The 26,891-nt window shown below is 64.3% G+C and carries 23 protein-coding genes and 1 riboswitch; of the genes, 6 read left to right on the top strand and 17 right to left on the bottom strand.

From position 1 onward, the window contains the following. Positions 1–199 precede the first annotated feature (199 nt). On the bottom strand, positions 200–991 hold the full coding sequence (budA, locus tag G3480_RS04670) for an acetolactate decarboxylase (protein ID WP_164652510.1): 792 nt from the start codon (positions 989–991) through the stop codon (positions 200–202). A gap of 34 nt (positions 992–1,025) precedes the next feature. Next, positions 1,026–2,069: an agmatine deiminase family protein gene (locus G3480_RS04665; RefSeq protein ID WP_164652509.1), complete on the bottom strand. Its 1,044-nt coding sequence runs from the start codon at positions 2,067–2,069 to the stop codon at positions 1,026–1,028. Positions 2,070–2,261: 192 nt separating this feature from the next. Here G3480_RS04665 and G3480_RS04660 point away from each other — a divergent pair, with 192 nt between their 5' ends. Continuing rightward, entirely contained in the window at positions 2,262–3,509 is a 1,248-nt protein-coding gene (locus G3480_RS04660) for a lipoprotein-releasing ABC transporter permease subunit (RefSeq protein ID WP_164652508.1), read from the top strand. After that, on the top strand, positions 3,502–4,203 hold the full coding sequence (gene lolD / locus G3480_RS04655; protein ID WP_164652507.1) for a lipoprotein-releasing ABC transporter ATP-binding protein LolD: 702 nt from the start codon (positions 3,502–3,504) through the stop codon (positions 4,201–4,203). Before G3480_RS04660 ends, lolD begins: the two co-directional genes overlap by 8 nt. On the opposite strand, the gene G3480_RS04650 is transcribed toward lolD, so the two are convergent. After that, positions 4,146–4,700 (bottom strand): DUF2062 domain-containing protein, encoded by a 555-nt coding sequence (locus G3480_RS04650; protein WP_164652506.1) that lies wholly within the window; start codon positions 4,698–4,700, stop codon positions 4,146–4,148. The two genes, lolD and G3480_RS04650, sit on opposite strands and share 58 nt — an antisense overlap. Before the next feature lie 376 nt (positions 4,701–5,076). Between G3480_RS04650 and G3480_RS04645 the strand changes: the two genes are divergently transcribed. After that, a complete protein-coding gene (locus G3480_RS04645; RefSeq protein WP_164652505.1) occupies positions 5,077–7,428 on the top strand; it encodes a DNA internalization-related competence protein ComEC/Rec2 in 2,352 nt (783 codons plus the stop codon). Here the strand turns inward: G3480_RS04645 and G3480_RS04640 are convergent. The 4 genes from G3480_RS04640 to btuB all read right to left on the bottom strand — a co-directional run bounded on the left by G3480_RS04640 (position 7,396) and on the right by btuB (position 12,030). Then, positions 7,396–8,136: an adenosylcobinamide-GDP ribazoletransferase gene (locus G3480_RS04640; RefSeq protein ID WP_338114061.1), complete on the bottom strand. Its 741-nt coding sequence runs from the start codon at positions 8,134–8,136 to the stop codon at positions 7,396–7,398. The two genes, G3480_RS04645 and G3480_RS04640, sit on opposite strands and share 33 nt — an antisense overlap. A 13-nt stretch (positions 8,137–8,149) precedes the next feature. After that, complete coding sequence (locus G3480_RS04635) at positions 8,150–8,752, bottom strand: histidine phosphatase family protein (RefSeq protein WP_338114060.1); 603 nt, start codon at positions 8,750–8,752, stop codon at positions 8,150–8,152. Beyond that, entirely contained in the window at positions 8,736–9,791 is a 1,056-nt protein-coding gene (cobT, locus tag G3480_RS04630) for a nicotinate-nucleotide--dimethylbenzimidazole phosphoribosyltransferase (RefSeq protein WP_164652503.1), read from the bottom strand. The genes G3480_RS04635 and cobT overlap by 17 nt, the downstream gene beginning before the upstream one ends. A 361-nt stretch (positions 9,792–10,152) precedes the next feature. Next, positions 10,153–12,030 (bottom strand): TonB-dependent vitamin B12 receptor, encoded by a 1,878-nt coding sequence (gene btuB / locus G3480_RS04625; protein WP_164652502.1) that lies wholly within the window; start codon positions 12,028–12,030, stop codon positions 10,153–10,155. Between the two features lie 211 nt (positions 12,031–12,241). Further along, positions 12,242–12,465: riboswitch (cobalamin riboswitch) on the bottom strand. A 358-nt stretch (positions 12,466–12,823) separates the two neighbouring features. On the opposite strand from btuB, the gene recJ reads away from it, so the two are divergent. Continuing rightward, a complete protein-coding gene (recJ, locus tag G3480_RS04620; RefSeq protein WP_164652501.1) occupies positions 12,824–14,545 on the top strand; it encodes a single-stranded-DNA-specific exonuclease RecJ in 1,722 nt (573 codons plus the stop codon). Positions 14,546–14,564: 19 nt separating this feature from the next. After that, positions 14,565–15,092 carry a ribosome biogenesis factor YjgA gene (gene yjgA / locus G3480_RS04615; RefSeq protein WP_164652500.1) on the top strand — a complete coding sequence of 176 codons (528 nt, stop codon included), beginning with the start codon at positions 14,565–14,567 and terminating at the stop codon, positions 15,090–15,092. Positions 15,093–15,194: 102 nt separating this feature from the next. Here yjgA and G3480_RS04610 read toward each other — a convergent pair whose 3' ends face one another. Then, complete coding sequence (locus G3480_RS04610; RefSeq protein WP_164652499.1) at positions 15,195–15,788, bottom strand: SOUL family heme-binding protein; 594 nt, start codon at positions 15,786–15,788, stop codon at positions 15,195–15,197. Between the two features lie 508 nt (positions 15,789–16,296). Here G3480_RS04610 and G3480_RS04605 point away from each other — a divergent pair. Next, on the top strand, positions 16,297–17,790 hold the full coding sequence (locus G3480_RS04605; protein ID WP_164652498.1) for a DUF2867 domain-containing protein: 1,494 nt from the start codon (positions 16,297–16,299) through the stop codon (positions 17,788–17,790). A 26-nt stretch (positions 17,791–17,816) separates the two neighbouring features. Here the strand turns inward: G3480_RS04605 and G3480_RS04600 are convergent, their stop codons facing one another. From G3480_RS04600 to rlmN, 9 genes are all read right to left on the bottom strand, one after another. Beyond that, positions 17,817–18,266 (bottom strand): PAS domain-containing protein, encoded by a 450-nt coding sequence (locus G3480_RS04600; protein ID WP_164652497.1) that lies wholly within the window; start codon positions 18,264–18,266, stop codon positions 17,817–17,819. 18 nt (positions 18,267–18,284) lie between these two features. Further along, positions 18,285–18,749, bottom strand: coding sequence for an SRPBCC family protein (locus G3480_RS04595; protein ID WP_164652496.1), 465 nt, complete (start codon positions 18,747–18,749; stop codon positions 18,285–18,287). A gap of 430 nt (positions 18,750–19,179) precedes the next feature. Beyond that, positions 19,180–20,574: a ribosome biogenesis GTPase Der gene (der, locus tag G3480_RS04590; RefSeq protein ID WP_164652495.1), complete on the bottom strand. Its 1,395-nt coding sequence runs from the start codon at positions 20,572–20,574 to the stop codon at positions 19,180–19,182. A 5-nt stretch (positions 20,575–20,579) separates the two neighbouring features. Further along, positions 20,580–21,851 (bottom strand): outer membrane protein assembly factor BamB, encoded by a 1,272-nt coding sequence (bamB, locus tag G3480_RS04585; RefSeq protein ID WP_164652494.1) that lies wholly within the window; start codon positions 21,849–21,851, stop codon positions 20,580–20,582. A 21-nt stretch (positions 21,852–21,872) separates the two neighbouring features. Next, positions 21,873–22,505: a tetratricopeptide repeat protein gene (locus tag G3480_RS04580; RefSeq protein WP_164652493.1), complete on the bottom strand. Its 633-nt coding sequence runs from the start codon at positions 22,503–22,505 to the stop codon at positions 21,873–21,875. Between the two features lie 163 nt (positions 22,506–22,668). Next, entirely contained in the window at positions 22,669–23,934 is a 1,266-nt protein-coding gene (gene hisS / locus G3480_RS04575) for a histidine--tRNA ligase (RefSeq protein ID WP_164652492.1), read from the bottom strand. A 46-nt stretch (positions 23,935–23,980) separates the two neighbouring features. Beyond that, entirely contained in the window at positions 23,981–24,985 is a 1,005-nt protein-coding gene (locus tag G3480_RS04570; protein ID WP_164652491.1) for a RodZ domain-containing protein, read from the bottom strand. 6 nt (positions 24,986–24,991) lie between these two features. Continuing rightward, the gene (gene pilW, locus G3480_RS04565; RefSeq protein WP_164652490.1) at positions 24,992–25,795 is read right to left on the bottom strand and encodes a type IV pilus biogenesis/stability protein PilW; all 804 of its coding nucleotides are present in this window, start codon (positions 25,793–25,795) and stop codon (positions 24,992–24,994) included. Further along, on the bottom strand, positions 25,792–26,886 hold the full coding sequence (gene rlmN / locus G3480_RS04560) for a dual-specificity RNA methyltransferase RlmN (RefSeq protein ID WP_164652489.1): 1,095 nt from the start codon (positions 26,884–26,886) through the stop codon (positions 25,792–25,794). The genes pilW and rlmN overlap by 4 nt, the downstream gene beginning before the upstream one ends. Positions 26,887–26,891 lie beyond the last annotated feature (5 nt).

Here is a 26,891-nt window from a genome sequence, read left to right as displayed (position 1 = left end):
GTGATTCAGAGTTGACCGAGGTCGGGATCAGCTGGGCCGCGTGGCCCAAACGGGTGCGAGCATCGCCAGGCATCCGTTGTGGGCATCGCTGACCTAAGAAAGTGTCCATCAATTGTTTCCCGATGCGAGCGATGCCGCCCCAAATCCCCCCCCCCCAGCCCCCCTTTGCGAAAGGAGGGAAGTTGTTGATGGACGCTTTCTAAGGGGTTGACTTATGCTGCTCGACACTGTGGAGGGCGGCGCTGCGGTCCTCGCCTAGGTCGGTCTCGAGGAAGGGCGGGCTCATGGGCAGCATGATCTCCCAGCCGTTGGTCAGGTCGATCTCAAGCTCGCCCTTGGTCAGATCGAAATCTAGCACATGGCCGGCGTGCCTGCGGTCGTCGGAGAGAAAGTGCAGGTGGAACCCGGGCACATTCACGCCCTTGGTGAAAGCAGGACACCAGAAGCCGATCAAGGTCCCCGTGATCTGCGCTTGCTGGAAGACGCGTTGTTGCTTCGATGCCTCGAGCAGGGGCGGGTAGGGTTGTTCTTGCCGCGGCACGCTGCGGTAGGTCACGCTCTTGAAGTCGCCGTCTACGCGAATGGCGTAGGCGATATTGCGGCTGGGGAGCCGTGTCTCGAGCCAGGTCTTGAAGGTCTCGTAGTTCTGATCCGGCGGTGGACTCAGGCGCTGGTCGGCCGCGAAGTGGGTGACGCTGATGAAGGGCGTGCGGGTCGCGGGTGGCATCTCCTTGACCTCACCGCTGGCCGCCGCTTGGTAGATGATGCCGTCGAGCAGGATCAGCTCGCCGTCGAGCGCCTCGAAGGTGCCGAGCCCGAAGTCTCCGTGGGGCAGGACATCCGCGATCTCGGCGACGCCTTGGTAGACCCCGGCGAGCAAGGCATCGATGGTGGAGACTTGATAGAGGGTGTCGGCATCCTCATCCGCTTGCGCGCAGATTGAGAGGGGCAGGGTGAGGAGCAGCAAGAGGCTTCGGCAGTGCTTGGTCATGGGCCGTTTCTCCGGATGGTTGGCACGCGCCGCTTCAGTGCGGGGCGCTCAGCGTGCCCTGGGGAAGTTGCATGGTGATGCAGTGTAGGCTTCCGCCCTGGCGAACCAGGGGTGTGCAGTCGAGGGTCAGGATCTCACGGTCGGCAAAGAGGTCGGCGAGGATGGCTTTGGCCTGCGCGTCTGCCGGATCGCCATAGATGGGCAGGATGACAGCCCCGTTGATGATGAGAAAGTTGGCGTAGCCGGCGGGCAGGCGCTCGCCGTCCGCACCCAAGAGCGGTTTCGGCGTTGGCAGCGCGACCAGTCGATAGGGTCGACCTTGGATGTCACGCAGCGCCTGAAGCTCTTCCTCCATGGCCTTGAGTTCGGCATAGTCCGCGTCGCTTGGATCCTCGCATCGGGCGTGGCAGATGGTGTTGGCGTCGCAGAAACGCGCCAGGGTATCGATGTGGCCATCCGTGTCGTCGCCGCTGATGGCTCCGTGCTCGAGCCATAGGAAGTGGCGGATGCCCAGTCGCGCCGCCAGCTTCTGCTCGATCTCAAGGCGCGATAGGCCAGGGTTGCGCAGCGGATCGACCAGGGTGCGCTTCACTGCCAGCAGGGTGCCTTGGCCGTCGGTCTCAATGGCTCCGCCTTCCAGCACCAGGTCGATCGCCTCGCGGGCGATCTGGCCGAAGAGGCCCGACTGATGGAGCTGTGCTGTGATCTGGGTGTCGAGTTCGGCGGCGAACTTGCCACCCCAGCCATTGAAATGGAAGTCGAGCAGCGTCGGTGCGCCGTCCCGGCCGAGCACCGTGATGGGGCCATGGTCGCGGGCCCAGGTGTCATTATTGGCCGCGATGGCGATGCGCAATCTGGCTGGCTCCGTGCGCTGCGCGAGCACGCATGCTCGCACCTGTTCGGCCTGTGCGCTGTCGCGACAGACGATGAGCAGGGTTTCGTAGCCCATGATCATGGCGGCGAGATCGGCATAGAGCGCCTCGACGCGATCGAGCTGATCGGCCCAATCCGTCTCTGCGTGTGGCCAGGTCAGCATGACCCCGCTCTGGGGCTCCCACTCGGCGGGAAGGCGGTGCATAGGTCGGTTCTCGATGGCTGCGGGCGAATGCCTGGATTCTAGCCGCTCTGTGATCTGCGGTGGCAGGAGCCTTTTCGGCGATGCCGTTGTCTCAGCCCGAACAGCCGTCGCGCATGGCCTTGCGCGATCTCATTCGGACGTTCACGCGCCGGTTGCGCAAGTCCTCTTACTTTGTGATTAAATGCCGCGCCTATGTATCATCCCCTCCCTCTCTATATCGGCCTGCGCTACACGCGAGCGAAGCGCCGAAACCACTTCATCTCCTTCATTTCCGGAACCTCCATGGTCGGGATCACCCTGGGCATCGTCGCCCTGATCGTGGTGCTCTCGGTCATGAACGGCTTTCACAAGGAGATCCAGCAACGCATCCTCAGCATGGCCTCACACGCTACGCTGACCGACCCCTATGGCGGAATGGCGAACTGGCCCGAGGTCTTGGAGCAGGTCCGTGCGCACGAGGACGTCGTGGGTGCCGCGCCTTTCGTTGAGGTGCAGGGGATGCTGGTCAATGGCTCCCAGGTCAGCGGCGCGCTGATTCGGGGCATCGTCCCCAAGGAGGAGGACGATGTGGCCGAGCTGCGCCAGGAGATGGTTCGCGGCTCGGTCGACGACCTGGTCGAGGGTGCCTTCAATATCATCCTGGGCCGTGATCTGGCTGCTTTCCTTGGGGTGGGGCAGGGCGACAAGGTTACGGTGGTGACGCCTCGGGTGAGTGCGACGCCCGTGGGTATCATGCCGCGGCTCAAGCGCTTCACGGTGAGCGGCATCTTTGCGGTCGGCATGGCGGATTACGACCGCAACGCCGCCTTCATCGAGATGCATGATGCCGCCAAGCTGCTGAGCCTGGGCGACGCGGTCTCCGGGGTGCGGCTCAAGCTGGACGACATGTGGGAGGCGCCGCGACTCGCGCGCGAGATTGCCTATGACCTCGGCGGTGTCTACCGGCTGGTGGACTGGACCCAGGTTCACGCCAATTTCTTCAGCGCCCTGGCCATGGAGAAGCGGATGATGGGCATCATCCTCTTCCTCATCGTCGCCGTTGCGGCCTTCAATATCGTCTCGACCCTGGTGATGGTCGTCACGGACAAGCAATCGGATATCGCGGTGATGCGCACCCTGGGCGTCTCGCCGGCGCGCGTCATGGGCATCTTCATGGTTCAAGGGACCGCGATCGGCCTGATCGGAACCCTCCTCGGCATGATCGTGGGCGTGTTACTGGCATTTAATGTCGAACCCGTGGTCGGGGCCATTGAGCAGGTCTTCGGCATTCATTTCCTCGATCCGAACATCTATTACATCAGTGCGCTGCCCTCTGACGTGCACCTCTCGGATGTCCTCGCGATCGGCGGCGGGGCCTTTGTGATGTCGGTGCTGGCCACCCTCTATCCAGCATGGCGCGCCGCTAAGACGCAGCCGGCGGAGGCCTTGCGCTATGAGTAAGCCGGAGCCTGTCATCGAGGTCCAAGGTCTGGCTAAGACCTTTCGGCAGGGGCCTCAAGTCGTCGAGGTGCTGAAGGAGGTCAGCTTTAGCGTTAGCCCCGGCTCGCGCATCGCCATCGTCGGGGCCTCTGGCTCGGGCAAGAGCACGCTATTGCATTGCGTCGGCGGTCTCGATCGGCCTTCGGCGGGGCAGGTCAGCTGGATGGGGCAGGAGATCGGCCGTCTGTCCGAGGCGAAGCTGGGGTTGCTGCGCAACCGCCATCTAGGCTTCGTCTATCAATTCCATCATTTGTTACCGGAATTCACCGCGCTCGAGAATGTCGCCATGCCGCTCTTGATCGGCGGCACCTCGCCGGCCAAGGCCAAGGCCGAGGCGGCGGCGCTTCTGGAGCGCGTTGGACTTGAGCACCGCAGCACGCACAAGCCGGGAGAACTCTCCGGCGGGGAGCGCCAGCGCGCGGCAGTCGCTCGGGCCCTGGTGACGCGGCCAGCCTGTCTCTTGGCCGACGAGCCCACGGGCAATCTGGACAGCGGTACGGCCGCCGACGTCTATGAGCTGATGTTGGAACTCAATCGCGAGATCGGCACTGGTCTGGTGATCGTGACCCATGATCGCGACTTGGCCGCTCGCATGCGTCACGTCTGGCGATTGGAGGACGGTGTCCTCAGCCGGGATTCCGACAGCTCCCGATAGCGCTCCTTGCGCTTTTGGATCCGGCGCATCAGCTTCCAGCGCCAGAGGATCTGGATAGTCACGTAGCCGAGCAGGGAGCAGACCGCGCCGCAGATGATGCAGCCGAGGAGCAGGGGTCCCAGGACCGCGAACCAGTTGTGCCAGTCTAGCCAGAAATGGACCTTGAACCCGACCGACGGGATGCCGAGCACCCAGCTGCCCACCAGATAGGCGAAATAGAACATCGGCGGGATGGTCACCGGATTGGAGATCCATATCAGCGCGACCGCAATCGGCAGGTTGACGCGCAGGTAGATCGCCAGAGCGCTGGCGATGAAGACATGCCCAACCGGTGGGAGATACATGACGAAGAGCCCGACCGCGAAGGCACCGGCAACCGAGTGCCGATTGAGGTGCCAAAGGTTAGGGTCGTGCAGAAGCTTGCCGAAGATGCCGAGGTAACGGCTCTCGTGGATTGCTTTAGGGGATGGTATGACCCTTTTAAGCCAATTCTTCACGCGACAAGCTCGCTCGCTCTAAGGCTCAATTAGAAGGCGCGAGTATAGGGCAGACGAGGGCCTGACCGTGGATTTTTGTCATGGACGACATTCAGAAAGGACGTAAAGGGCGCTCCTGGCGAGCGGGACAGCCTGAACGCGATCCTGACAGAGATCGGGTGACTCTGCTCAGAAGCTGTCTGGAAACTCCTAGGGAGGCTTCGCCTCAGACCGACGAGTCATGCCATCGGGATCGGGATCGGGATCGGGATCGAACCGACGATAGCGATTCCGATCCCGATAGCGATCCCGACGGCCTTGGATGGTCGGACGCTTCATCGAAATTTGACTCATCTGCGAGCATTTTGCGCCCTCAAGGATCCTAGGGGCCTCTACGATGATTTCCAGACAGCCTCTCACGTTGGGCCTCGCCTTTGCCCTGGGTGCGGCTGGCTTCCACCTCATGCCGGAGATGCCGCCGCCCTGGTTGGGTGGTGGCTTGGTCGTCGTCTTTGGGCTGCTGGCCTGGCGCGCCGTCTGGCTGCGTCCGCTTGTTCTCATCCTGTTGGGCGGCTGCTGGGCCCAGTGGCATGCCTGCCTCACACTTTGCGAGCCCTTCCCTGATGTCTTGGCGCGCGCGCCGCTCGTTGTCGAGGGCCGCATCGCCTCGCTTCCCGTCCAAAGGTCGCACAGCACGCGCTTCCGGTTCGAGATCGAGCAGACGACGCTGGACGGCGAGGTGCTGCCGTTTCGCGGTCTGGTGCGCCTCTCCTGCTACCGAGATTGCCCCGAACTCAAGGCCGGTGCGCGGTGGCGATTACCCGTGCGCCTCAAGCCGAGGCACGGCTTTGCGAATCCGGGGGGCTTCGACTACGAGCGCTGGCTCTTCGAGGCTGGGATTCTCGCAACCGGCTACACCAGAAGCGGTCCAGAGCAGCAGCGATTGGATGCCGGACCTGGACGTTTCTGGCTGACGCGCTGGCGCCAGGCGTTGGCCGAGCATCTTGCCGCTGTCCTCGGTGAGTCGTCACAGCTTGGTTTGGTGCAAGCCTTGACGGTCGGTGAGCGCTCGGGTGTCGACAGCACGACTTGGGAGGTGTTCACCCGCACCGGCACCAATCACTTGATGGCGATCTCCGGGCTCCATGTCGGCCTGATCGCGGCCGCCGTCTTCTTTATGGCGCGCCTGGGCTGGGGGCTTTCCGCGGGGGCGCTGTCCTTGCTTGCCGCGCCTCGGGCGGCTGCGATCGCGGCGGGACTGGCCGCGCTCTTCTATGCCGGACTGGCCGGCTTCGCCATCTCGACACAGCGTGCGCTCATCATGCTGGCAGTGGTCTTGGGCGCGGTCCTGTGGCGCCGGACCCTCAGGCCCTATCATGCGCTGGTCGTTGCGCTCGCCGGCGTCTTGCTCTGGGATCCGCAAGCGGTGCTGTCTTACGGTTTCTGGCTTTCCTTCGGTGCCGTGGCCTTGCTCATCTTCAATCTCGGTCAGCGCCTGCCGAGCCGGGACCTCTGGACCCGCTGGGGCCGTGCGCAGTGGGCGATTGGTCTCGGTTTGATGCCATTGCTCTTGCTCTTCTTCGCCAAGGCATCGGTCATCGCGCCGCTGGCGAATCTGGTGGCGGTGCCGCTCTTCAGTCTGCTGCTTCTGCCCTTGGTCTTGCTCAGCACCCTCTTGAGCCTGATCCCCGGGCTCGAATGGCCACTCCGACTGACCGCCGACCTGCTGGATCTGGCGGTGCGCGGTCTGGGCTGGCTGGCGCATCAACCCTGGGCTGCGGTGCCGCTTTCGAGTCGCCACCTGTGGGTCTGGGGCTTGGCCGGTGCGGGTGTGATCCTTCTGCTGGCGCCACGGGGCTTGCCCGGCCGGTGGCTGGGAGGGATTTTGCTGCTCCCCCTGCTGTGGGTCCGCCCGGCGCATCCGCTCCCCGGCGAGGCCTGGGTGACCCTGCTCGACGTCGGTCAGGGGCTGTCTCTGGTGGTGCAGACCGCTGCGGGTACGCTGGTGTACGACACGGGTCCGGCCTATCCGAGTGGCTTCGAGACGGGATCGACCGTCGTCGCGCCCTTCCTGCGTGCGCAGGGGATCCATCACCTGGACCGGCTAGTCCTCAGCCATGCGGACCGTGATCATGCCGGTGGCGCTGCGGGCCTCATGGATGCGGTCGAGGTTGGGCGGACGCAAAGCGGCGAGCCGACTGAACTCGATATCCCTGGTGCCGAGGCCTGTCGTGCGGGTGAGTCTTGGGAGTGGTCCGGCGTTTCCTTCCGCTACCTGCATCCGCCGGGGCACGGAGAAACCGGGAACGATGCCTCCTGCGTGCTGATGATTCGCACGGCCGGCACGGCCTTGCTGGTGATGGGGGATGTGGAGCGGTCGGTCGAGCTGGAACTCGTGGCACGCCTGGATAACGCGCTTGACGCAGATGTCCTCATCGTCGGACATCACGGCAGCCGCACATCGACCTCGGCCGAGCTGGTGCAGGCCGTATCGCCGCAGTGGGCGCTCGTCTCCTCGGGCTATGCCAACGCCTTCGGCTTTCCCACGCAGGAGGTCGTGCGCCGCTTGCGGGCCTCGGGCGCGCGTGTGCTGGATACGGCATCCATGGGTGCCATTCGATTCGCGATGGGGCCGTCTGGTCTCATGACGCCGCCGATCGGCGACCGCGAGGAGCACAGACGGCTCTGGACGCATCGCCCCGCGCCGAGCTGGCAGCTAAAGCAGGGCGGCACAGATGAGGAGCAATAGGGCCTCTGTCAGCTCGACCAGGGCGCCAGCGGTGTCTCCCGTGAAGCCGCCGAGCCGCGCCATCATGCTGCGCCGCGCGAGCGCGAAGCAGGCGAGGGTTGCGGTGAGCAGCAGCAGCCCGGTCCATCCGGTGGCGAGGACGCAGGCGCCAAAGGCAAGCAGAAGGGCGATCCAGGTCGCTTGCCGGGGCAGCTGGCGCGCTTGGGCGGCCGCCATGCCCTGCTCGCGCGCGTAGGGGATGAAGAGCAGCACCAGCAGGAGCTGCACCCGCGCCAGCATGGGGAGCCAGAGCAGCAGCCAAGGTGAGCCCGCCGTGATCAGCACCTCGAGACCAGACCACTTGGCGATCAGCACCAGCCCGATCAGGGTGACGGCTGCAGGGCCGCTGCGTGGATCCTTCATGATCTCCAGCGTGCGCTCGCGACTGCCCAGTCCGCCGATCCAGGCGTCGGCGCTGTCGGCCAGGCCATCCAGATGCAGTGCCCCGGTGGACCAGACCCAGATGATGAGCGTCAGCGTGGCCGCAAGCTCCGGGGCGACCGCACCCGTGCCCATGGCGGTCAGGGCCGCCAGGGCACCCATGATAAGTCCGACGAAGGGATACCAGGGGACGGAGCGGCCGATGTCCTGCGCGGTCGTCGCGCCGGGATTCGGGAATGGCAGCCGGCTGAGGAAGCGTCCGGCGATCCAGAGGGGGCGAAGGCTCACGGGTCGGCGTCGCTCAGTTGCGGCGATGAAAGACGAGACTCGGACGTCCGGATGGCGCGGGGATGCGGATGCGGGTGCGACAGGCATGCGGCACCTCGATCAGCAGCAGCGACGACGTCGGCATCTGTAGCAGCTCCGCGAGGATCACGCGAATGACGCCGCCGTGTGTAATGACGAGGCTGTGCGGGTCCGTTCGTTCGAGGATTTGCCGCCAGCCGTCGAGCACGCGCGCGCGGAAGGCGTCGAAGGGCTCTGCCTCTGGCGGCGTGAAACCGGCCGGGTCTTCCCAGAAGCGGGTCAGATCCTCGGTCGCGATCTCATGGGCGGGGACGCCTTCCCAGGCCCCGAAGTCGCGCTCGCGCAGCGCATCCATCTGCTCCAGCGGCATGCCATGGGTGTCTGCAAAGCACTGGCCGAAGGCGGCGCAGCGCGTCAATGGCGAGCTGACGATGCCCGTCCAGGTCGGGGCATCCGCCACGGCCTGTGACATCTGTGCCCAGCCGAGGTTGCTCAGGGGATCGTCCGAGCGACCGCGAAAGCAGGCGCCGCCTGCCACCTCGCCATGGCGCAAGAGATCCAGATAGCGGTCTGTCACCTGTTCAAGCTTCGCTGACACCTGCTTCTCCGAAGGTGGCCATTTTCTGATGGATGGTGCAGGCGAGACGGAGCAGGGGGACGACGGCAGCCGCTCCTGTGGCCTCGCCGAGACGTAATCCCAGGTCAAGGTAAGGGTCGCCGTCAAGCGCCTCCATCATGCGTCGATGGCCGGGCTCGGCGGACCTGTGCGAGAAGAGCATCCAGTGACGCACGTCCGGGCTGATGAGCACCGCGGCCAGGGCTGCGGAGCTGATGATGAAGCCGTCGACCAGGATGGGCAGTCCGTGCTGTGCCGCTGCGATGAAGGCGCCGGTGGAAGCGGCGGTGTCGAAGCCGCCGAGTCGGCGCAGCAGTTCCAAGGGTGACTGCTCCGCGGCAGCGTGCAGCGCCAGCGCCCTGGCGACGACCTGGGTCTTGTGCGCAACGCCTTCTGGATTCAGCCCAGTGCCGGGGCCGGTCAGTTCCTGCGGTTTGAGTCCGAGCAGGGCGCAGGACAGGGCGGTCGCGGGCGTCGTGTTGCCGATGCCCATCTCGCCGCAGACGATGAGGCGCGCGCCCTTGTCGAGCGCCCGCTCCACCGCCGTGCGTCCGAGGTCGAGGGCGGTGGCGAGCTGGTCTTCTGTCATCGCCGCTTCATGTGCGATGTTGCCGCTGCCCGCGCCGAGCCGTGCGGAGATGACGCCTTCGACCGGGCCCGGATCGGTGGCGATCCCGACGTCGAAGATCTCCATGCGCGCCCCGATGGCCTCTGCCATGACCGAGACAGCCGCGCCGCCACGCGCGATGTTGTGGAGCATCTGGATGGTGACTTCCTGCGGGAAGCAGGAGACGCCCTCGGCGGCGACCCCGTGATCGGAGACGAACTGCAGAATCTGCACGGGGTCGACCGATGGGGATGCCGTGCCCTGCATCCCTGCGAGGCGAATGGCCATCTCCTCCAGCCGGCCGAGCGACCCCTGTGGCTTGGTCAGTTGATCCTGGCGTTGGCGGGCCGCTTTTGCGGCCTGGGTGTCGATTGCGCGGCAGGGTGCGTGGACCCAGCTGACGTCTTTACTCATGATGCGCCTCTGTCGTCCGGGCAGGCCAGCGCAGCCATGATTGGGGCCGCTAGGGCAGGGGGCTCTCTTCGTTGTCTGATCATGCTCTGTGGTGATCTCTGTCTGTGGCCACCTCGGCGGTGGCTGGCTTAGATGTCTGCCGAAGCGCTACACATGATGGGCGTCGATCATCGTTACGGCCTGTCGTCTTCTGTCGGGTGGACAAGCTTGCCCCGAGCGGAGTCGAGGGGCGCAGCGCAGTCCACCAACAAGGGCGCGGGATTCGGTGGACTTCGCTCTCGCTCGTCCACCCGGTCTAACTGACGACCAAGGCTCAACTTAAGCCTTGGACAAAACGATAATCGAGCCCTATATGATGCCATCAATAGCCGCTCCCTGGCTGATAGCTCAGGGTCAGATAGAAAGACCTGCCCGGTCTGTTGTAGAGGTAGGCGGTCTCGTAGTCTTGGTCGAGCAGGTTTTCGACACGCGCTTGGAGCTTGAGGGCATCGGTGAGTTCGTACTCGGCACGTAAATCGACCAAGGCATAGCCGTCGAGCCGGTCGCGATTGGCAAGATCGTCAAAGCTGCGCCCGGCGACGTAGAGGGTTGCCCCAGCGGCCCAGCGCGCGAGCTGCCGGTCGACATCCAGCCGCACGCTCTGCTGCGGACGGCGTGGCAAGAGATTGCCTTCGTTGGGACCCTTGGAGCGGTTCTCCGGATCCAAGAGGGTCGCATTGGCTTGGATAACCCAGGCGGCGTAACGGATCGTGCTCGAAGCCTCCAGCCCTCGAATCAGCGCCTTTTGGACATTGGCGACTGCGCTTGCCGCTGCGTCATAGGCGATGAGGTCGTTGATCCGGGTTTCATAGAGGTGGACGTCCCAGTCGCCGCTGGCGTGCTGTCCTAGCGGCAGGATGCCGGTGAGGCCGAGTTCCAGACTCTCGGATTGCTCAGGATCCAGGTCCAGGCTGCCATAGTTTGGGTAATAGAGGTCGTTGAAGGTCGGTGCCTTGAAGGCCGTGCCGTAGGACAGCGAGACGCGTGTCTCTTGACCGATAAGATAGCCGATGGCGGCGCTTCCCGTGGTGTGGCCGCCGAACTGCTGATTGTCGTCTTGGCGCAGGCTGAGTTCGAGGTCCGTTGCGCCGAGGTAGCCCTGATACTGACCGAAGACGCCCAGGTTGTCGCGCGAATCCTCAGTATATTCCAGGGTGCCGCCGACGCGGTCTTCCTGATAGTCGAGCCCGAGCGTGAGCAGGTGCGGCACGCCGATGGTCAGATCGTTCTGCAGCGATAGGGTATCGCGCTCGGTGTTGAAGCTGTCGACGAAGCGCGCCTCCATCCCGGTGTCGGGATCTTCGAAGTAGGAGCGATACTTGTCCCAGCTGCGACCGGCCGTCAACGTCAGGGTCCAGGGCGCCAGCGGCTGCAAGACGGCCGTGGTGCCGAGCACCTGCTGCTCGGCGCGGGAGAGGTTGCCGGCGTACTCCGAGCCGTCGAAATCGGTCCGGTTCTCCGAGCGTAGCAGGTGGACATCCAGCTTGGCCGCATCGCTGAAGGCATAACCGCCGCGCAGGCTGATTCCGACGTTGCGGTAGGCATCGCGGTCGGGCTGCACGACGCCGCACCCGGCGAAAGGTGAGGCGCGTCCATCGCAGGCATTGATGCCGTCCGTGTGGGAGAGGCTGGCGCCCGCGCTCCACCAGGCTTGTTCGCCGCCCCCGCTCATGCCTGCCGCGACTTCCGCGCTCCCGTGACTGCCCGCGCCGACGCGCAGCCGCGGCCTGAGGGCGCCGCCGCCGCGCCGCGTGAAGATCTGGATGACACCGCCGATCGCCTCCGAGCCGTAGAGACTGGAGCGCGGTCCGCGAACGATCTCGATGCGCTCGATCTCTTCGAGCGGCAGATCCTCGAAGGGCGTTTGCCCGGCCGTCGAGGACCCGATCTTGATGCCGTCGACCAGGACCAAGACGTGGTCCGAGTTGGTCCCGCGCAGAAAGATGGATGCGCTCTGACCGGCGCCGCCGTTGCGGGAAACGGTGATTCCGGGCAGTCCTTGCAGTAGACCAGGCAGGGAGCGCGCCTGGCTGCGGTCGATCTCGGCGCGATCGATGACGGTGACGGACGCCAATGAATCGGCTTGCGGTGTTCGCGTGGCCGTGACCACTACGGGCTCGAGCGACGTCACGGGCGCTTCGGCAAAGGCCGCGCCTGCCAGCGGCAGCGAGCAGGCCGCCAGCATCAGGGGATAGTTCATTGAGGTGCTCCAACTGTGATCCGCGCGCACCCGCACGGTTCTGCATCACGAGGGGCGGCGAGGGAGACAGGCGAGCACAAGGATCGAAGCAAGAGGCTCCGCTGGCGTCGCGGTAGATCGCCCCTCGCGACCCCGGCTAAGAGGCCGCTTCCTCGCGCACCTGCAGGCTGCGCACCGTCTGGGCGTTAGCCTGCCCTGCCGTGCTCGACGAAGGGCCTCGGGTCTCACGGCCGGTATCCGGGCTCACGAGCGGGGTCAGTACCCCAGCGCGACGCCTTCCCATGACGGATCACAGTGGCATCTTGTCGCGTCTTAACTCGCCTACCGTTGCGGGGGCAGCGCCGGCCTTCCGACCCAAGCGGTCGGGCACCGGACTTCCCGTTTAACCCAATCGCGCAAATCGCTCGACTGGGCACCGGAAGACCAAGCCCACTATTAGAGTGTGCTTATTGCCGGTGGGTCAAATCGGATTCGCCAACCGGGTGCGATCAAGAGCAATGCGTCACAGCCAATACCGCTCGGTTGGGGCGAGGAACGAACTCCGAATCGACGCCATCGGCAGGCCGTGCGGCCTGGGAGCGGGGCCCCGCCGCGATCAGGCGCCCGTCGCGGCGAGGGCGCCGCTCCCACTGGATCTCTTGATTGCGTCCTTGCGGCTTGTCGGCATTGTCATTCGCTGCTCGAACTGGTCCCGGCTGCCGATGCGGGATAGACTTCCGCCGATCTCGCATCCGCTGTTGTAAACCCGCGAGCAAAGCGCATCCCCTCAGCCCCGCAACCTCGAAGCCACGCAGTGACCCCTATCCACATCCGCCGACGCGCCTCAGACGATGCTTGCCGCCATGCCGCTTCTCCCTCGGAGCTGCTGAAGGCTATCTATGCCAATCGCGGACTCACGGATTCCGATCAGCCCGCGCCTGGTCTCGCCGAGCTGGAGCCCGTCTCCCAGCTGCGAGGGCTGAACGCCGCGGTTGCACTGCTCGCTGAGTCGATTCGCAGCGGCGGGCATATTCTCGTCGTCGGCGATTATGATGCGGACGGTGCGACCGGGAGCGCCGTGGCCGTGCGCGGCTTGAAGGCCTTGGGTGCGGCCAAGGTGTCTTTTTTGGTGCCGAGCCGTTTCCACAATGGTTACGGTCTGAGTCCAGCAGTTGTGGATGCGGCTGCCGCGCTGGTACCGGACCTCATTATGACGGTCGACAACGGCATCTCCAGCCTGTCCGCAGTTGAGCGGGCTGGAGCGCTCGGCATTCCGGTGCTGGTCACGGATCATCACCTCCCCGGAGAGCGCATCCCGGCGGCGGCCGCCATCGTCAATCCGAATCAGGACGGCTGCGGGTTTCCGAGCAAGCATCTGGCCGGGGTCGGGGTGGTCTTCTACCTGCTGGTCGCCCTGCGCATCCACCTCCGCGAGACGGGCTGGCTGGGTGGCGGCCGCCGCGAGCCCAATCTGGCTGAGCTGTTGGATCTCGTCGCGCTAGGGACGGTCGCCGATGTCGTCACCCTGGATCGCAACAACCGCATCCTGGTCGAGCAGGGGCTGCGGCGGATCCGCGCGGGCCGTTGCTGTGCTGGCGTGACTGCGCTGCTCGAGGTGGCGGGGCGCGATCCGAGCCGGGTCACGGCGACGGATCTTGGCTTCTTTGTCGCGCCACGTCTGAATGCGGCGGGACGGCTGGAGGAGATGTCCCTGGGCGTCGATTGTCTGCTCACCGACGATCCGGCCCGCGCCGCGGAGATTGCACAGCATCTCCATGAACTCAACAAGCGACGCCGTGAGATCGAGGACGACATGAAGGACGAGGCCGAGCTTCTGCTGGAGACTCTCTCGCTGGATGGTGCGACCTTGCCTCCGGCCCTCTGTTTGTTCGGCGAAGACTGGCACCAAGGCGTCTCGGGGATCGTGGCCGCACGCATTCGCGAACGCTATCACCGTCCGGTGATCGCCTTTGCCGATGGTGGAGACGGTCGACTGCGGGGCTCGGCCCGCTCGATCGAGGGCCTGCATATGCGCGATGCCATCGACCGAGTCAACCGGACCTGCCCGGGCCTCGTCGAGCGCTTCGGCGGACACGCCATGGCCGCGGGCCTGACCTTGAGGTCCGAGTGCCTGGATCCCTTTCGCGAGGCCTTCGTCGAGGCGGTGCGCGCGCAGCTGGGTGACGTCCCGCCGCAGCCCGAAATCCTCTCTGACGGCGCGCTGTCACCCGGTCTCATGAGCCTGGAGACCGCCGAGCTTTTGCGTCTGGCCGGCCCCTGGGGCAAGGGCTTCCCCGAGCCGCGCTTCGATGGCAGTTTCGAGGTGCTCAGCGCCCGCTTGGTCGGCGAGCGTCACCTCAAGTTGCGCGTCGCCCCCGAGCCAGGGATGCAGATCGACGCCATCGGCTTCAACCTGGGTGAGCACCTGGCGAATGCGCGCGGCAGGGTCCGTCTCGCCTATCGGCTGGACGTCAACGAGTATCGCGGCGTCCGCGCGCCGCAGCTCCTGCTGGATCACCTTCAGGTGCTCACTTGATCGCTATCGGACCCATGCCATGACAGAAGATGACGACGACCTCGACGATACGATGGAAGACCTGCCGGAGGGGCCAAGTAAGAGCCAGATCAAGCGCGATCGGCACGCCCTACAGGCACTCGCCGAGCGTATGGTCGGCATGCCCAGGCATGAGCTGGAGCGTCTGAATCTCAGCGAGGCGACCTGGGTCGCCATCGACGAGACGCCGCGCATCAAGGACCTGCGCGCGCGCAAGCGCCACTGGAAACGGATCGCCAACCTGCTCGAGCGCGAGGACATGCACGCGGTGCATGTCTTGGTCGACCAAGCCGATGCACGCGAGCGCGAGGACGCCGCCCGCCATCACGCCCTGGAGCGTTGGCGCGAGCGTCTGATCGCCGAGGGCGATGCCGCCGTGACCGAATTCGTCGACGCATGCCCTAAGGTTGACCGCCAGCAGCTCCGCACCTTGGTCCGTCAGGCCAAGAAGGATACCGAGCGCGGCAAGCCGGATGCCCCGCGCAAGCTCTTCCGCTTCCTGCGCGAGGCGATGGACGACGGCGCCTAGATCAGCATGATCCGATCGCGCTTCCACGCTCCGAGACTCTGAAGGAAGGATGCGCGGGTTGGGCTGAATTCGAGAAATCGCCCTAGGCGGCAGCCTTTGGATCTAGTCCGCCGCATCGCCTGCTGGCGCGATTTCGACCATGACCTCGTTTCGTCTGAGGAACCAGGGTGTGAATGGCGGGTTGTAGCGCGCGTAGACTGGGTCGCCAATGGCCTTTAGCTTCGCCTCTTCGACGGCCATCAGCAGGATGCGGCGATTGTCCTCGTAGTTGCTGTAGGTCCAGCGTCCCGAGTAGCGCCTCACAGCCATGAGCCTGGCGGGCTCTTCGTGCAGTGTGACGCGCGGATTATTCGGGGTCGGCAGGGTGTCGAGACGATAGCCGGATGGCATGACGAAGCTCAGGAGGTAGCGGTCCTCATGAGGTCCGCTCGGTCTTTGCGTCACGGGTGCCGTCATCTCGATCTTTTCGCCCTCGGCTGGCTGCTGATTCACCGGTGCTGTCATGGCCATCTTCGTCTTTGACTGGTTGTTGCCGAAGATGTAGTCGGCGAGAACACGAAAGGCCTCATTGCCCACTTTGTCGAAGTCGCCCGTCACCTCCGTTGTGGCGACGAGATAGGCCTCATAGCGCCGCAGCTCGAACATCGGATAGGTATGAACGACCTCAAAGCTGGGTTCTTTCGATGGCCATCGCATTGCCTCCCGCCAGAAGTATCAGGATGCCGAGCATCAAGCGTCGGCTGAACTTTTCGAGTTGAAATCCTCTTGCCATTGGATGTGCTGCCTAACGCTTGAGTCGATTCATGGGCATGGGCTAGTGTCTTAGAGAGCGTCCATCAGCAACTTCCCCCCTTTCGCAAAGGGGGGCTAGGGGGATTTCGGGCGGCATCGCTCGCATCGGGAAATGATTGATGGACACTTTCTAAGGCAATGATCTGGGGGCCATGGCGACAAAAGAAACGCGCCGTCTCCTGGCGCGATGCCCTTGAGTCCCTGCGTTCGATCTTGGCGGCCAGAGCACATTGACGCATTGATACATTGATACATTGGAATCCGGAGAGGCTGGACCCAGCATTGGACTGAGTTCAGGGACGGCGGTTTCTCTGTCGTCCGATGTGCATCTGGGCTGGGGCTCGTACTTGGCGATTCGTTCGCTCGCGGGTGAGATGCTGGGGTGCAGGAAAGCCAGAGGTAGGGTATCGAGATGACTGCGACCACAGACGACGATCAGGCCTGCGACGAAACCGGCGGCAGCGGCTTATGCCTGGTCTTTGGCGCAAGCGGCTACATCGGCAGTCATCTGGTCGCGCATTTGCTCGCCGAAGGCCGCGCGGTGCGTGCCTCCTCGCGTCATGCTGAGTTTCTGGAGGCGCGGGGGTGGCAGGGTGCCGAGATTGTCGCTGCGGATGTCCTTGTGCCTGAGACGCTCAAGCCCGCGCTCGCGGGTGTCGAGGTCGCCTACTATCTCGTCCACTCCATGGCCGCTGGACGCGATTTCGGGAAATTGGACCTCGAGGCCGCGCGCAACTTCGCCGCCGCTGCCGCTGATGCCGGCGTGCGGCGCATCGTCTATCTCGGCGGCCTGATCCCGGATGACGCGGTGAGCGAGCACATCGTCTCGCGGCGGGATACGGGTGAGGAGCTGCGGCGCGGCAAGGTTCCCGTGACCGAGCTGCGCGCCGGGATCATCGTCGGGCCCGGATCTGCGGCCTTCGAGGTGATGCGCGACCTGGTCTTGCATCTGCCCGTTATGGTGACACCGCGCTGGGTCCAGGCAAGATCACCACCCATTGCGCTCGACAACCTGCTGACTTATCTCGCTCAGGTCCCCTGGATCGGGGAGACGGCCGCGCGCTGCTATGATGCTGCCGGCCCAGAGACCCTGACTTACGGCGAGATGATGCGCATTCTGGCCGAGGCTGCCGGACACCGTCCGCCTTGGATCATCCCGGTGCCGATTTTGACACCCCGGCTGTCTTCTTATTGGCTGCGATTGGTTACCTCCGTGCCGACCAATATCGCGCGGGCCTTGATCGAAGGACTGCGGCACGACTTCTACGCCGAGGATGCGGAGCTACGGCGTCTGGTGCCGCAGCGGCTGCTCGGATTTCGCGAGTCCGTCGAGGCGTCCTTTGCGATTGAGCGCAGCGGGGGCATGGTGACGCGTTGGACTGAAGGGGCCTTTGCGGTGCGCGAGCGTCAGATTGACTATTCCTACTACGCCAAGAAGGCGGCAGGTCATGCCGAGACATCAGCGAGTCCGGCGGCTGTTTGGCGCGTTGTTTCCGCAATCGGAGGCAATAACGGTTATTACTATCTCAATCCGCTCTGGTCGCTTCGAGAGTGGATGGACTGGGCCGTGGGCGGCCCCGGCTTGAGACGCGGGCGCCGACATCCGCAAGAGGTCAGGGTCGGGGATCAGATCGATTATTGGAAGGTCATCGGGGTGGAGGCGGAGCGTCGCCTGACACTGGCATTCGGTATGCGTGCCCCGGGGGCCGGTGTGCTGGAATTCCAGCTGGAGCCGCTTGCAAGCGGAGGCACGCGTCTGACCTCCACCGTCTACTGGCATCCCGCCGGGGTTTGGGGTCTGCTCTATTGGTTCTCACTCGAGCCCGCCCACATCCTGCTGCTCAAGGGTCTGCCGCGCGAGATCTGCCGGCGCGCCGAGGCCGCTGCGAGCCCGCGCCAGGCATAGGGCGCGGTCGAGCGGCCTGCTTGCCGTCAGGCTTGCGCCGCCAAGAGCGCGTTCAGTCGCTTCAGCTCTTTCTCGGCCCTGATTTGCTCGGTCACGTCGTATTGAATGCCGAGGAAGTAGATGAGCTTGCCCTGAGGATCGTACAGGGGGCGGATGGTGAACTGGTTGTAGAACAGGGTGCCGTCCTTGCGGTAGTTCCGCAGCGTCACCGTCACGGGCGTGAGCGTCTTGAGCGATTCTCGAATGCGCTCCAGCTCGGGCTGATTGTGATCGTCACCCTGCAAGAAGCGGCAGTTGCGGCCCAAGATCTCTTCACGATCGTAGCCGGTGATGAGTTCGAAGGCCTCGTTGGCGTAGATGATGGGGTTGTCGTCTTGATCCGGGTCCGAGAGCGTGACGCCGTTCACACAGGTATCTAGGATCTGCGACAGCACGAAAGGGATGGTGCCGATGTCTTTCTCGACGATGAAATCCATGGGGTCTCCGAAATGGTTTCAGCTCGGACCTGTGGATGATCGAGGCGTCTCAGTCTCGATCAGGCCCTTGATGTTGCGTACGACCCGCTCCGCGCCATCCTGGATCGCCACGCGAATGAGTTTCTCGAAGGGGCGCATGTAGAGATCGAGTCGCTTGAGTTCAAAGTAAAAGCGCAGCCGGGAGCCTTCGCCCGCCGGCTCGACATGGTACTCCGTTCGATACTGTCCGTTTTGCTCGACGAAGCCGACCCTACTCGGAGTCTCCAAGGCGATGATCTTAAAGGTCGTGTCGCTCTTGCGGCCCTGGTCGACACGGATTTGCCGCGCCCTGCTGCCAACGCGCAGCGGGCCAGGTGTGAGTAGATCCAGGCGCTGGACCTCCGGGGACCAGCGCTTGTAGTTGTTGACGAAGTCTGTCGCCACGAAGTCGAACACCCTTGAAGCCTCGGTGTCGATCAGGATGCTAGCTTCCCCGCGAACCACGCTGATTCACCTCCGTTCCTCTGAGTCTGCAATATTCTAGCGAGGCTTCGCCTCAGACCGACGAGTCATGCCATCGGGATCGCTATCGGAATCGGGATCGCTATTGTCGGTTCGATACCGATACCGATACCGATACCGATACCGAAGGCCTTGGATGGTCGGACGCTGCATCGAAATTTGACTCATCTGCAAGCATTTTGCGCCCTCAAGGATTCTGGATACCCTCTCATCGCTACGAGCACGATTGGTCTCAACCGCAATCCGGCAATTGATGCCGAGCGGCCATGCCTAGTCTTATGGTGGGTCAGCCCTGTTTTGCAACGGCCGCGCGGATGTTGGGCAGCAGGCTCACGCCGTCGTTTGGCGCGGTTCGGGGTGGTTTGGCGGCGGCTTGCTGCGGCGCTGGAGCCGCGCTCGACCGCGGCCGGACTCAGTGTTTGCGTTGGGTAAAGCGCTTCAGTCGCTGCTTCTTCGCGATCTGGCGGGCGGAGAGCTGGTTGCGCTTGCCTTCGAAGGGGTTGGCGCCGCTCTTGAATTCGAGGCGCAGTGGGGTTCCGGAGAGATTCAGCTCCTTGCGGAAGCGGTTGATGAGGTAGCGGCGGTAGGTCTCGGGGACGGCATCGGTTTGGTTGCCGTGGATGACAATGACTGGCGGGTTGCGCCCGCCCTGGTGGGCGTAGCGGAGCTTGATGCGGCGGCCTTTGACCAAAGGTGGCTGGTGCTCCATGACCGCGGCCTCCAAGAGCCTAGTCAGCTCAGGGGTGGCGAGATTCCGGGTGGCGTTTGCATAGGCGCCGTCGACTTCGTCGAGCAGCAGGCCGACTCCGCTGCCATGCAGGGCCGAGACCAGGTGCAGCTTGGCGAAGTCCAGGAAGGCGAGCTTGCGCGAGAATTGCGCGCGCACCTGATTGCGCTGCTCGGGATCCATTCCATCCCACTTGTTGATGGCGACGACCAGGGCGCGGCCACTCTCGATGATGTGGCCGGCAAGGGTGGCGTCCTGCTCGCCGATACCTGCGTGTGCGTCGATTACCAGGATGACGACGTTCGCTGCCTCGATCGCCTGAAGGGTCTTGATGACGCTGAACTTCTCGATCACGTCCTGGACTCGGGCGCGCCGTCGCAGACCGGCGGTGTCGATCAGGGTGTAGCGGCTTTCGAGTCGCTCGAAGGGGATGAAGATGCTGTCGCGCGTCGTCCCTGGGCTGTCGAAGGTCACCAGCCGCTCTTCCCCGAGCAGGCGATTGATGAGGGTGGACTTCCCTGCGTTGGGACGGCCGACCACGGCAACCTTGATGCCCGAAAGCTCCTGCTCTGTGTCTGGGCTGGCTGAGTCGGGTAGCCGTGAGAAAACATGCTCGATCAGGTCGCGGACGCCCAAGCCTTGCGTCGCCGACACGGCATTGGGCTCGTCGAGCCCCAGTTGATGGAAGTCCGCCACCGCGAGCAGGGGATCCATGGTGTCGCTCTTGTTCACCACCAGGCTGATCGGCTTGCCGAGCCGCCGCAGGCGTTGCGCGATCTCCATGTCCTCTGGCGTACAGCCGTCCTTGGTGTCGACCAAGAACAGTAGATGGTCGGCCTCATCGATGGCGAGCTGCACCTGGCGCTCCATCAGGGCCTCGACGCCTTCCGCTGCGGTGCCGATTCCGCCTGTGTCCACGACGACGTAGGGGCCGGGGCCAATGCGCCCGACGCCGTACTGACGGTCTCGGGTCAGGCCGGGAAAGTCCGCGACCAAGGCGTCTCGTGTCCGGGTCAGGCGGTTGAAGAGGGTCGATTTCCCGACGTTGGGGCGACCGATCAGGGTGATGACGGGCAGCATGGCGCTCAGCGGACTGACTCCGTCGCCGTCCCTTGGGGCGATTTGGGGGCTGGCTGCTGTTTGCTGCCGAAGCCGAGTGTGGATTTGGCGGCTGCCTGCGCCCCGAGCGTCAGTGCGCTGATGGTGCCGTCTTCCGCGTAGACATAGATGCGATTGCCTTGCACCAGTGGTCTTGCGGTGATGCCGGCCTTTTTGGCGATCCGGGTGCGGCCGACCAAGCGACCGTCAGTCTTGTTCAGCAAGTGTAGGTAGCCATCGAAATCGCCGACCGCGATGTCATTGCCGATGAGTGCCGGCGCCGTGACCCGACGATAGCGCAGGCTCTCTTGCTTCCAGCGCCCGGAACCGTCCGTGATGTCGGCGCTCCAGACCTGGTCCTTGGAGTCGGTCACGTAGAGGCCAGTCGCGTCGGCCGCCAGCCCGGCGTGGGCCGAGAGTTCGCGGCGCCAGAGCACGTCGCCCGTGGTGGCATCCACGGCCGCGAGATCACCGTTGTAGGTGCCGACGTAGAGCGTGTTGCCCATCAGGATAGGATCGGCGTCGAGATCCGAGATGCGTGCAAGCTCCGAGCGCCCGCGCGGTCGGGTGATGATGGTTTCCCACAGCGGAATGCCTTCGTTGGTATCGATCTTGACCAATTTTCCACCCGAGAGTCCGACGATGGTCGCATTGGGCATGATGAGGGGTGTGCTGCTGCCGCGCAGCGTCAGGACAGGGGCCGGGTAGTTGATGCGCCACAGCTCCTTCCCGGTGCGGGACTCGAAGGCGTAGATGGAGTCGTTCAAGGTATGCACGATGACCTTGCCGTCGCTGGTCAGCCGGGGAACGGAAAGCACCTCGCTTCCTAGGTTGGCGCGCCACAGCTCGCTGCCATCCTTGGTGGAGAGCGCGATCAGGTCGCCTTGGGTGGTGCCCAGGACCAGCTCATTCCCCGCAACGTCCGGTCCGCCACTGAAGGGGTACTTGGTGTCGCGCTGCCAGATCTCGCGGCCGGAGTCGGCCGCCATGGCCATGACGCGCCCGCGGGTGTCGGCGAGATAGAGCTTGCCGGCAGCCAGCGCCGGGACCAGATAGAGACGCCGCCCATCGGTCCCGCGAGTCGCCCGCTCGGACCAGAGTTCGGAGAGGCCAACCTGCTGCGTGATCTCAGTGAGTTCCGTGGGCGGCGTCGGGTCTTTCTCGCCGCCAAACCAAGGGATGGAGTCGCAGCCTGCCAGCAGCATGGTCAGCAGGATGATGCCGAGAGAGTTGGACAGCGCTCTGAAATGCGGTCCCATAAGACTGGCTCCGTCAGCTGCCTAGCCGGCGGCGGGCAGGTTGTCGATCTTGAGGCGCAGAAGCTGGGAGAGGGCGCTGCCCTTCTCGATCGCCTCTTCGTAGGCTGCGCGGGCGGCGGATAGGTCACCGCGCTTGGCGGCGATGTCTCCCCGCACGGCGGCGAATTCCCCGGCGAAGGCGGCACTGATGTCATGTTCGCGTACAGTCTTCTCGGCGGCGTCCAGCTCCCCCTCGGCAAGCTGAATGCGTGCGAGGCGCAGCGCGGCAATGCGTGCCAAGGCAGGGTCAGGGGCGTCGCTGATCGCCTTCTGGAGCGCGGCGGTCGCCTCGCTGGTCTTGCCTGCCTGGTACATCGCCTTGGCCGCCATGAGGGCGCCAAGTCCCGGATAGGGGGTGGATCCGAACTCGCTCTCGAGCAGTTGCAGCTGCTTCGCGATGGCATCCGGTTGAGGGCTGCCGGCGGAGGCATTGGTTGCGAGCTGCTCGAATGCGCTCGAGGCCTGTGCGGCGACCGATTCCTGATGCCCGGTCCAGAGACGCCAGCCGTAGATCGCGCCGAGGCCAAGCACCACGCCGCCAACCACGGACAGTCCGTTCTCCTTCCACCACTTCTTGAGGGCCTCGACTTTTTCCTCGTCGGTCTCGTAGGTCACTGCGGTCTCCATCGAAAAGGTTGCGGGAGCTGCTTGATGGCGTCCGGCCCGAAGGTACGGGAAGCCTGGCGCAAGCTCCGAATGTTCAATTTAGCCCTACTGGGCGTGATGCAGCGCTTGGTGGGCCGCATCGCGCTGTTGGCCGACTCGGCCGGGCGGGCGATCAAAGGCGGGCCGAACTCAGATAGGCGGCGAGATCATCAATCGCGAGTTCGCGCTGCTCCTGGTCTTCGCGCAGGTGCTTGACCCCGATGACCTGGCGTGCCAGCTCGTCCTCCCCAAGGATGAGCGCGAAGCGAGCGCCGCTCTTGTCGGCCTTCTTGAACTGGCTCTTGAAGCTGCCGCCGCCGCAATGGGTGAGCAGACGCAGGCCGGGTAGGGCGTCGCGCAGCTGCTCGGTCAGCCTCGGCGCAGCCGCCTGCGCCTTGTCGCCGACGGCAACAAAATAGGCATCGATCGGGCTTTCGGCAAGCTGTCCCTCGAGTTGCATCAGCTCGACGAGTCGCTCCAGACCCATGGCGAAGCCCACTGCAGGTGTCGGGCGCCCGCCGAGCTGCTCGACCAGGCTGTCGTAACGACCGCCGGCGCAAACCGTCCCCTGGGCGCCGAGTTCCTCGGTAATCCATTCGAAGACGGTGCGGTTGTAGTAGTCGAGACCGCGCACCAGCCGCGGGTTGATCTGATAGCCGATGCCGGCTTCGTCGAGACGCTTGCAGATCTGCTCGAAATGCGTGCGCGTCTCGGCGCCGAGGCAGTCCATCAGCGTTGGCGCGTCCGCGACGATCTGCTGTGTCTGCGGATTCTTGGAATCCAGGATGCGCAGCGGATTGGTCTCCAGCCGCCGCTGGCTGTCGGCGTCGAGCTGGTCCAGGTGGCCCGAGAGATAGCCCACGAGTTGCTCGCGATAGACCTGGCGCTCGGCCTGATCACCGAGGGTATTGAGTTCCAGGCGGAAACGCTTGAAGCCGAGTTCGCGCCAGAGGCGTGCCGTCAGCAGGATGATCTCCAGGTCGATGTCCGGGCCGGTGAGTCCGAATGCCTCGACGCCGATCTGGTGGAACTGGCGATAGCGGCCGCGCTGCGGGCGCTCGTAGCGGAACATGGGGCCGCGGTACCAGAGACGCTGCGGCTGCATCAGCAGGCCGTGCTCGATGGCCGCGCGGACGCAGCTTGCCGTGCCCTCGGGGCGCAGGCTGAGGCTGTCTCCGTTGCGATCCTCGAAGCTGTACATCTCCTTTTCGACGATGTCTGTGACCTCGCCGATGGAGCGCTTGAAGAGTTCGGTCACCTCGACCAGGGGGGTGCGGATCTCGGCATAGCCGTAGCTTGCGAGCACCTGTCTGGCCGTGTCCTCGATACGGTGCCAAATGGCGATTCGATCGGGGAGGATGTCGTGCATCCCCCGGATGGCTTGGATGTTCTTGCTCATGCGTGGGGCTCTGGGGTGGCGGCGGAAGACGCCAGGACCCAAGTGATCATTCGGTTGCGTCGGGGTCGAGAGAGAAGCGGGCGACATTGCCTTGGGCGCGACGGTCCAGGTCGAAGGGCTTGTCGCCGACGCTGAGTCGTGTGGCGGCAGCGTTGCCGATCACCAGCTTGTAAGGAGGCTCGCCGGTTATGACGCGACGATCTCCCTCGCGCATCTCGCCGTTGAGCACCACTTCTCCGGCGGCATCGCGCACGTCGACCCAGGACGTGCCGCTGAATTCCAGCACCACCTCGCGATTTGGCGCTTCTTCGGCGACGGGCTCGGGCTCGGGCGACGGTTCAGTGGGCAGGCTGGCGGCCGGGATGGTCTCGGTGGTTTCTGCCGTGGTCTCCGCCTCCGTCTCGGTCGGCGCGGAAGGGGGCTGGCGCAGGGACGTCGCCTCACGACGCAGTGGGATGGCGTCGGGGGGGACTGAGACGCTTGAACCAAAGGAATCGACGGGCGCTGACTGCTCCTGCGCGCTCGGCGCGGCGTCGTCTCCATCCTCGTTTGGTAGGAGGCCTTGGCTGTCCGTCTCCGAGCTGCCTGACTCCGGCGATAAGGCGGCCATCTCGCTTTCTGGGGCGCCGCGGCTCTGCCACCAGAAGCCGGCGAGCCCCGCAGCGACCACGACGAGCAGCAGCCCGATGATCCAGCCCCAGGCGCCGCCGCTGTTTCCTTGCGGCTGACGCTGGACGCGTGTTGCGCTCCGGAGATGGGGGTCGCTGTCGGGACGCAGCGCGTTGTAGGCATCGACAATGGGCTTGGGGTCCGCGCCGAGCAGCCGGGCGTAGTTGCGCAGATAGCCGGTGATGAAGACCGGGCTCGGCAGGTCCTCGAATTGATCTCGCTCTAGGGCCTCGATCACGCTCCGACTCAAATGCAGCTGCGCCGCGATGCGCTCGACCTCCATCTTGCGCCCTTCGCGGAGCGCCCGCAGTTGCCGACCGGGGCTTCCGGTTTGGTCAATCTGGCTCTGATCGTCGGATTGCGTGCTTGTGGGCTGAGTCATGACGAATTAAGAATCCCTAGATGTCGGGGCTTGTGGGGCTTGTGGGGCTTGTCGGAAATTGGCTTTCAGCTTGGCTTCGTAGAAGGCAGCGCGCTTGCGGTTGCCGAGTCTGCTCTCGGCTTGGGCGCCAATCTGAAAAGCCTGATAAGAAACAGCGGGCGCGGTACGCCAGGTTTCTGGCTGGAAGTAACGGTCGATGTAGCCCTTTGCGGCCTTCGCATCGCCTCGCTTCATGGCCAGCTCGGCCATGCCGACCAGGGGCGCGCCAAAGGCGGGACTCTCCTGAATGGCGGATCGGTAGTAGGTCTCCGCCTTGCTGGTATTGCCGCCTTTGGCGGCGCAGGTGCCCGCATTCCACATGGCGACCCAGGGCGTATTGTAGACCGGATTTTCGATCGCCTTCTTGAAGTAGGTGTCGGCCTCGTCATAGCTGCCCCGGTTGCAGAGGAAGGAGGCATAGGCGTTGAGAATGTCTGAATTGTTCGGCGCCAGCTTGATCGCGCGCTGGTAATGCTTCGCGGCCTCTTCGGGCTGTCGCAGCTCGTCGAGCAAAAAGGCGATCCAGATTTGGGCGCGTGGGTATTTGCTATCGGCCTCGACCGCTTGTTGGGCACGCCTGAAGGCGACGTCAATCTGGCCGCGTTTGTAGTACTCCTCGGCGATCTTGACATAGAGTTCGGCGGGGCTGTCCTCGGGCTCGAGTCCGAGTTCCTGGTCGGCCTTGTCATAGGCTTTGTCGCTCGCACAGCCAGCGAGCATCAGGCAGAGGCCCAAGACGCCGATGAGTCGATGCGCGACTGTGCTGGTCATGAGGCCACCATTCTACCGTCCTCGACCACGACCCGTCCGAGCCTGCACGTGCGGTCTTGGACGCGGCCAACCAATTGCCCGCAAGCGGCGGAGATCTCGTCGCCGCGGGTCTTGCGGGTCATGGAGAAGATACCAGAGCGCGTCAGGCGCTGGCGGAATGCTTCGATGCGCTCGGGGGGCGAGGTGCCGAAGTCGCTCCCGGTAAAGGGATTGAAGGGGATCAAGTTGACCTTGGATGGCACGCCCTCGAGCAATCGGATCAACTGTTTGGCATGCTTGAGGCTGTCATTGACGCCGTCCAGCATGATGTACTCCCAGGTGATCTTGCGGCGCTTATCGCCGGCGACATAGGCCTTGCAGGCCGGCATCAGCTCGGCGAGCGGATACTTGCGGTTGATGGGCACCAGCTCATCGCGCAGGTCATCCGTGGGTGCGTGCAGCGAGACCGCGAGAGACACATCGCTGACCTCGCGCAGCCGATAGATGTTGGGCACGATTCCGGAGGTGCTCAGGGTGACGCGCTGCTTGGCCAGCATATAGGCAAGGTCGTCTTGCATGACATCCATGGCCATCACTGCGGCATCGAAGTTCGCGAGCGGCTCGCCCATGCCCATCATGACGACATTGGTCGGCGGTGTGCCCAGTTGGCGGGCGGCGTGCCAGACCTGACCGATGATCTCCGCCACACTCAGGTTGCGATTGAACCCCTGCTGTGCGGTCGCGCAGAAGGCGCAATTGAGCGCACAGCCCACCTGAGAGGAGACACAGATGGTGCTGCGCTTGCCTTCGGGGATGTAGACGGTCTCGATCCGCTGACCGTCCTCGAGTTCCATCACCCATTTCGTCGTTCCGTCCGCCGAGGGATGATCTTGGATGATTCGGGGTAGGCGGATTCGCGTACGTTCGCTCAGTGCCGCCCTGAGTGTCTTGGGGACGTCGGTCATGGCGTCGAAGTCGACGACGCCATGCTTGTGCATCCATTTGAAGAGATTGCGTCCATGAAAGGTCTTGAAGCCAAGCTCGGCGACCAGTGCCTCGCAGCCGGCGAGGTCCAAGTCGAGCAGGTTGGGCTTGGGATCGATCGTGCTCATGGACG

Origin of the sequence: Thiorhodococcus mannitoliphagus (genome assembly GCF_010915725.1) — a bacterium.
GTDB classification, from domain to species: Bacteria; Pseudomonadota; Gammaproteobacteria; order Chromatiales; family Chromatiaceae; genus Thiorhodococcus; species Thiorhodococcus mannitoliphagus.
Note: the sequence above shows the minus strand (reverse complement) of the source record. Positions and strands in the feature narration are given on the sequence as shown.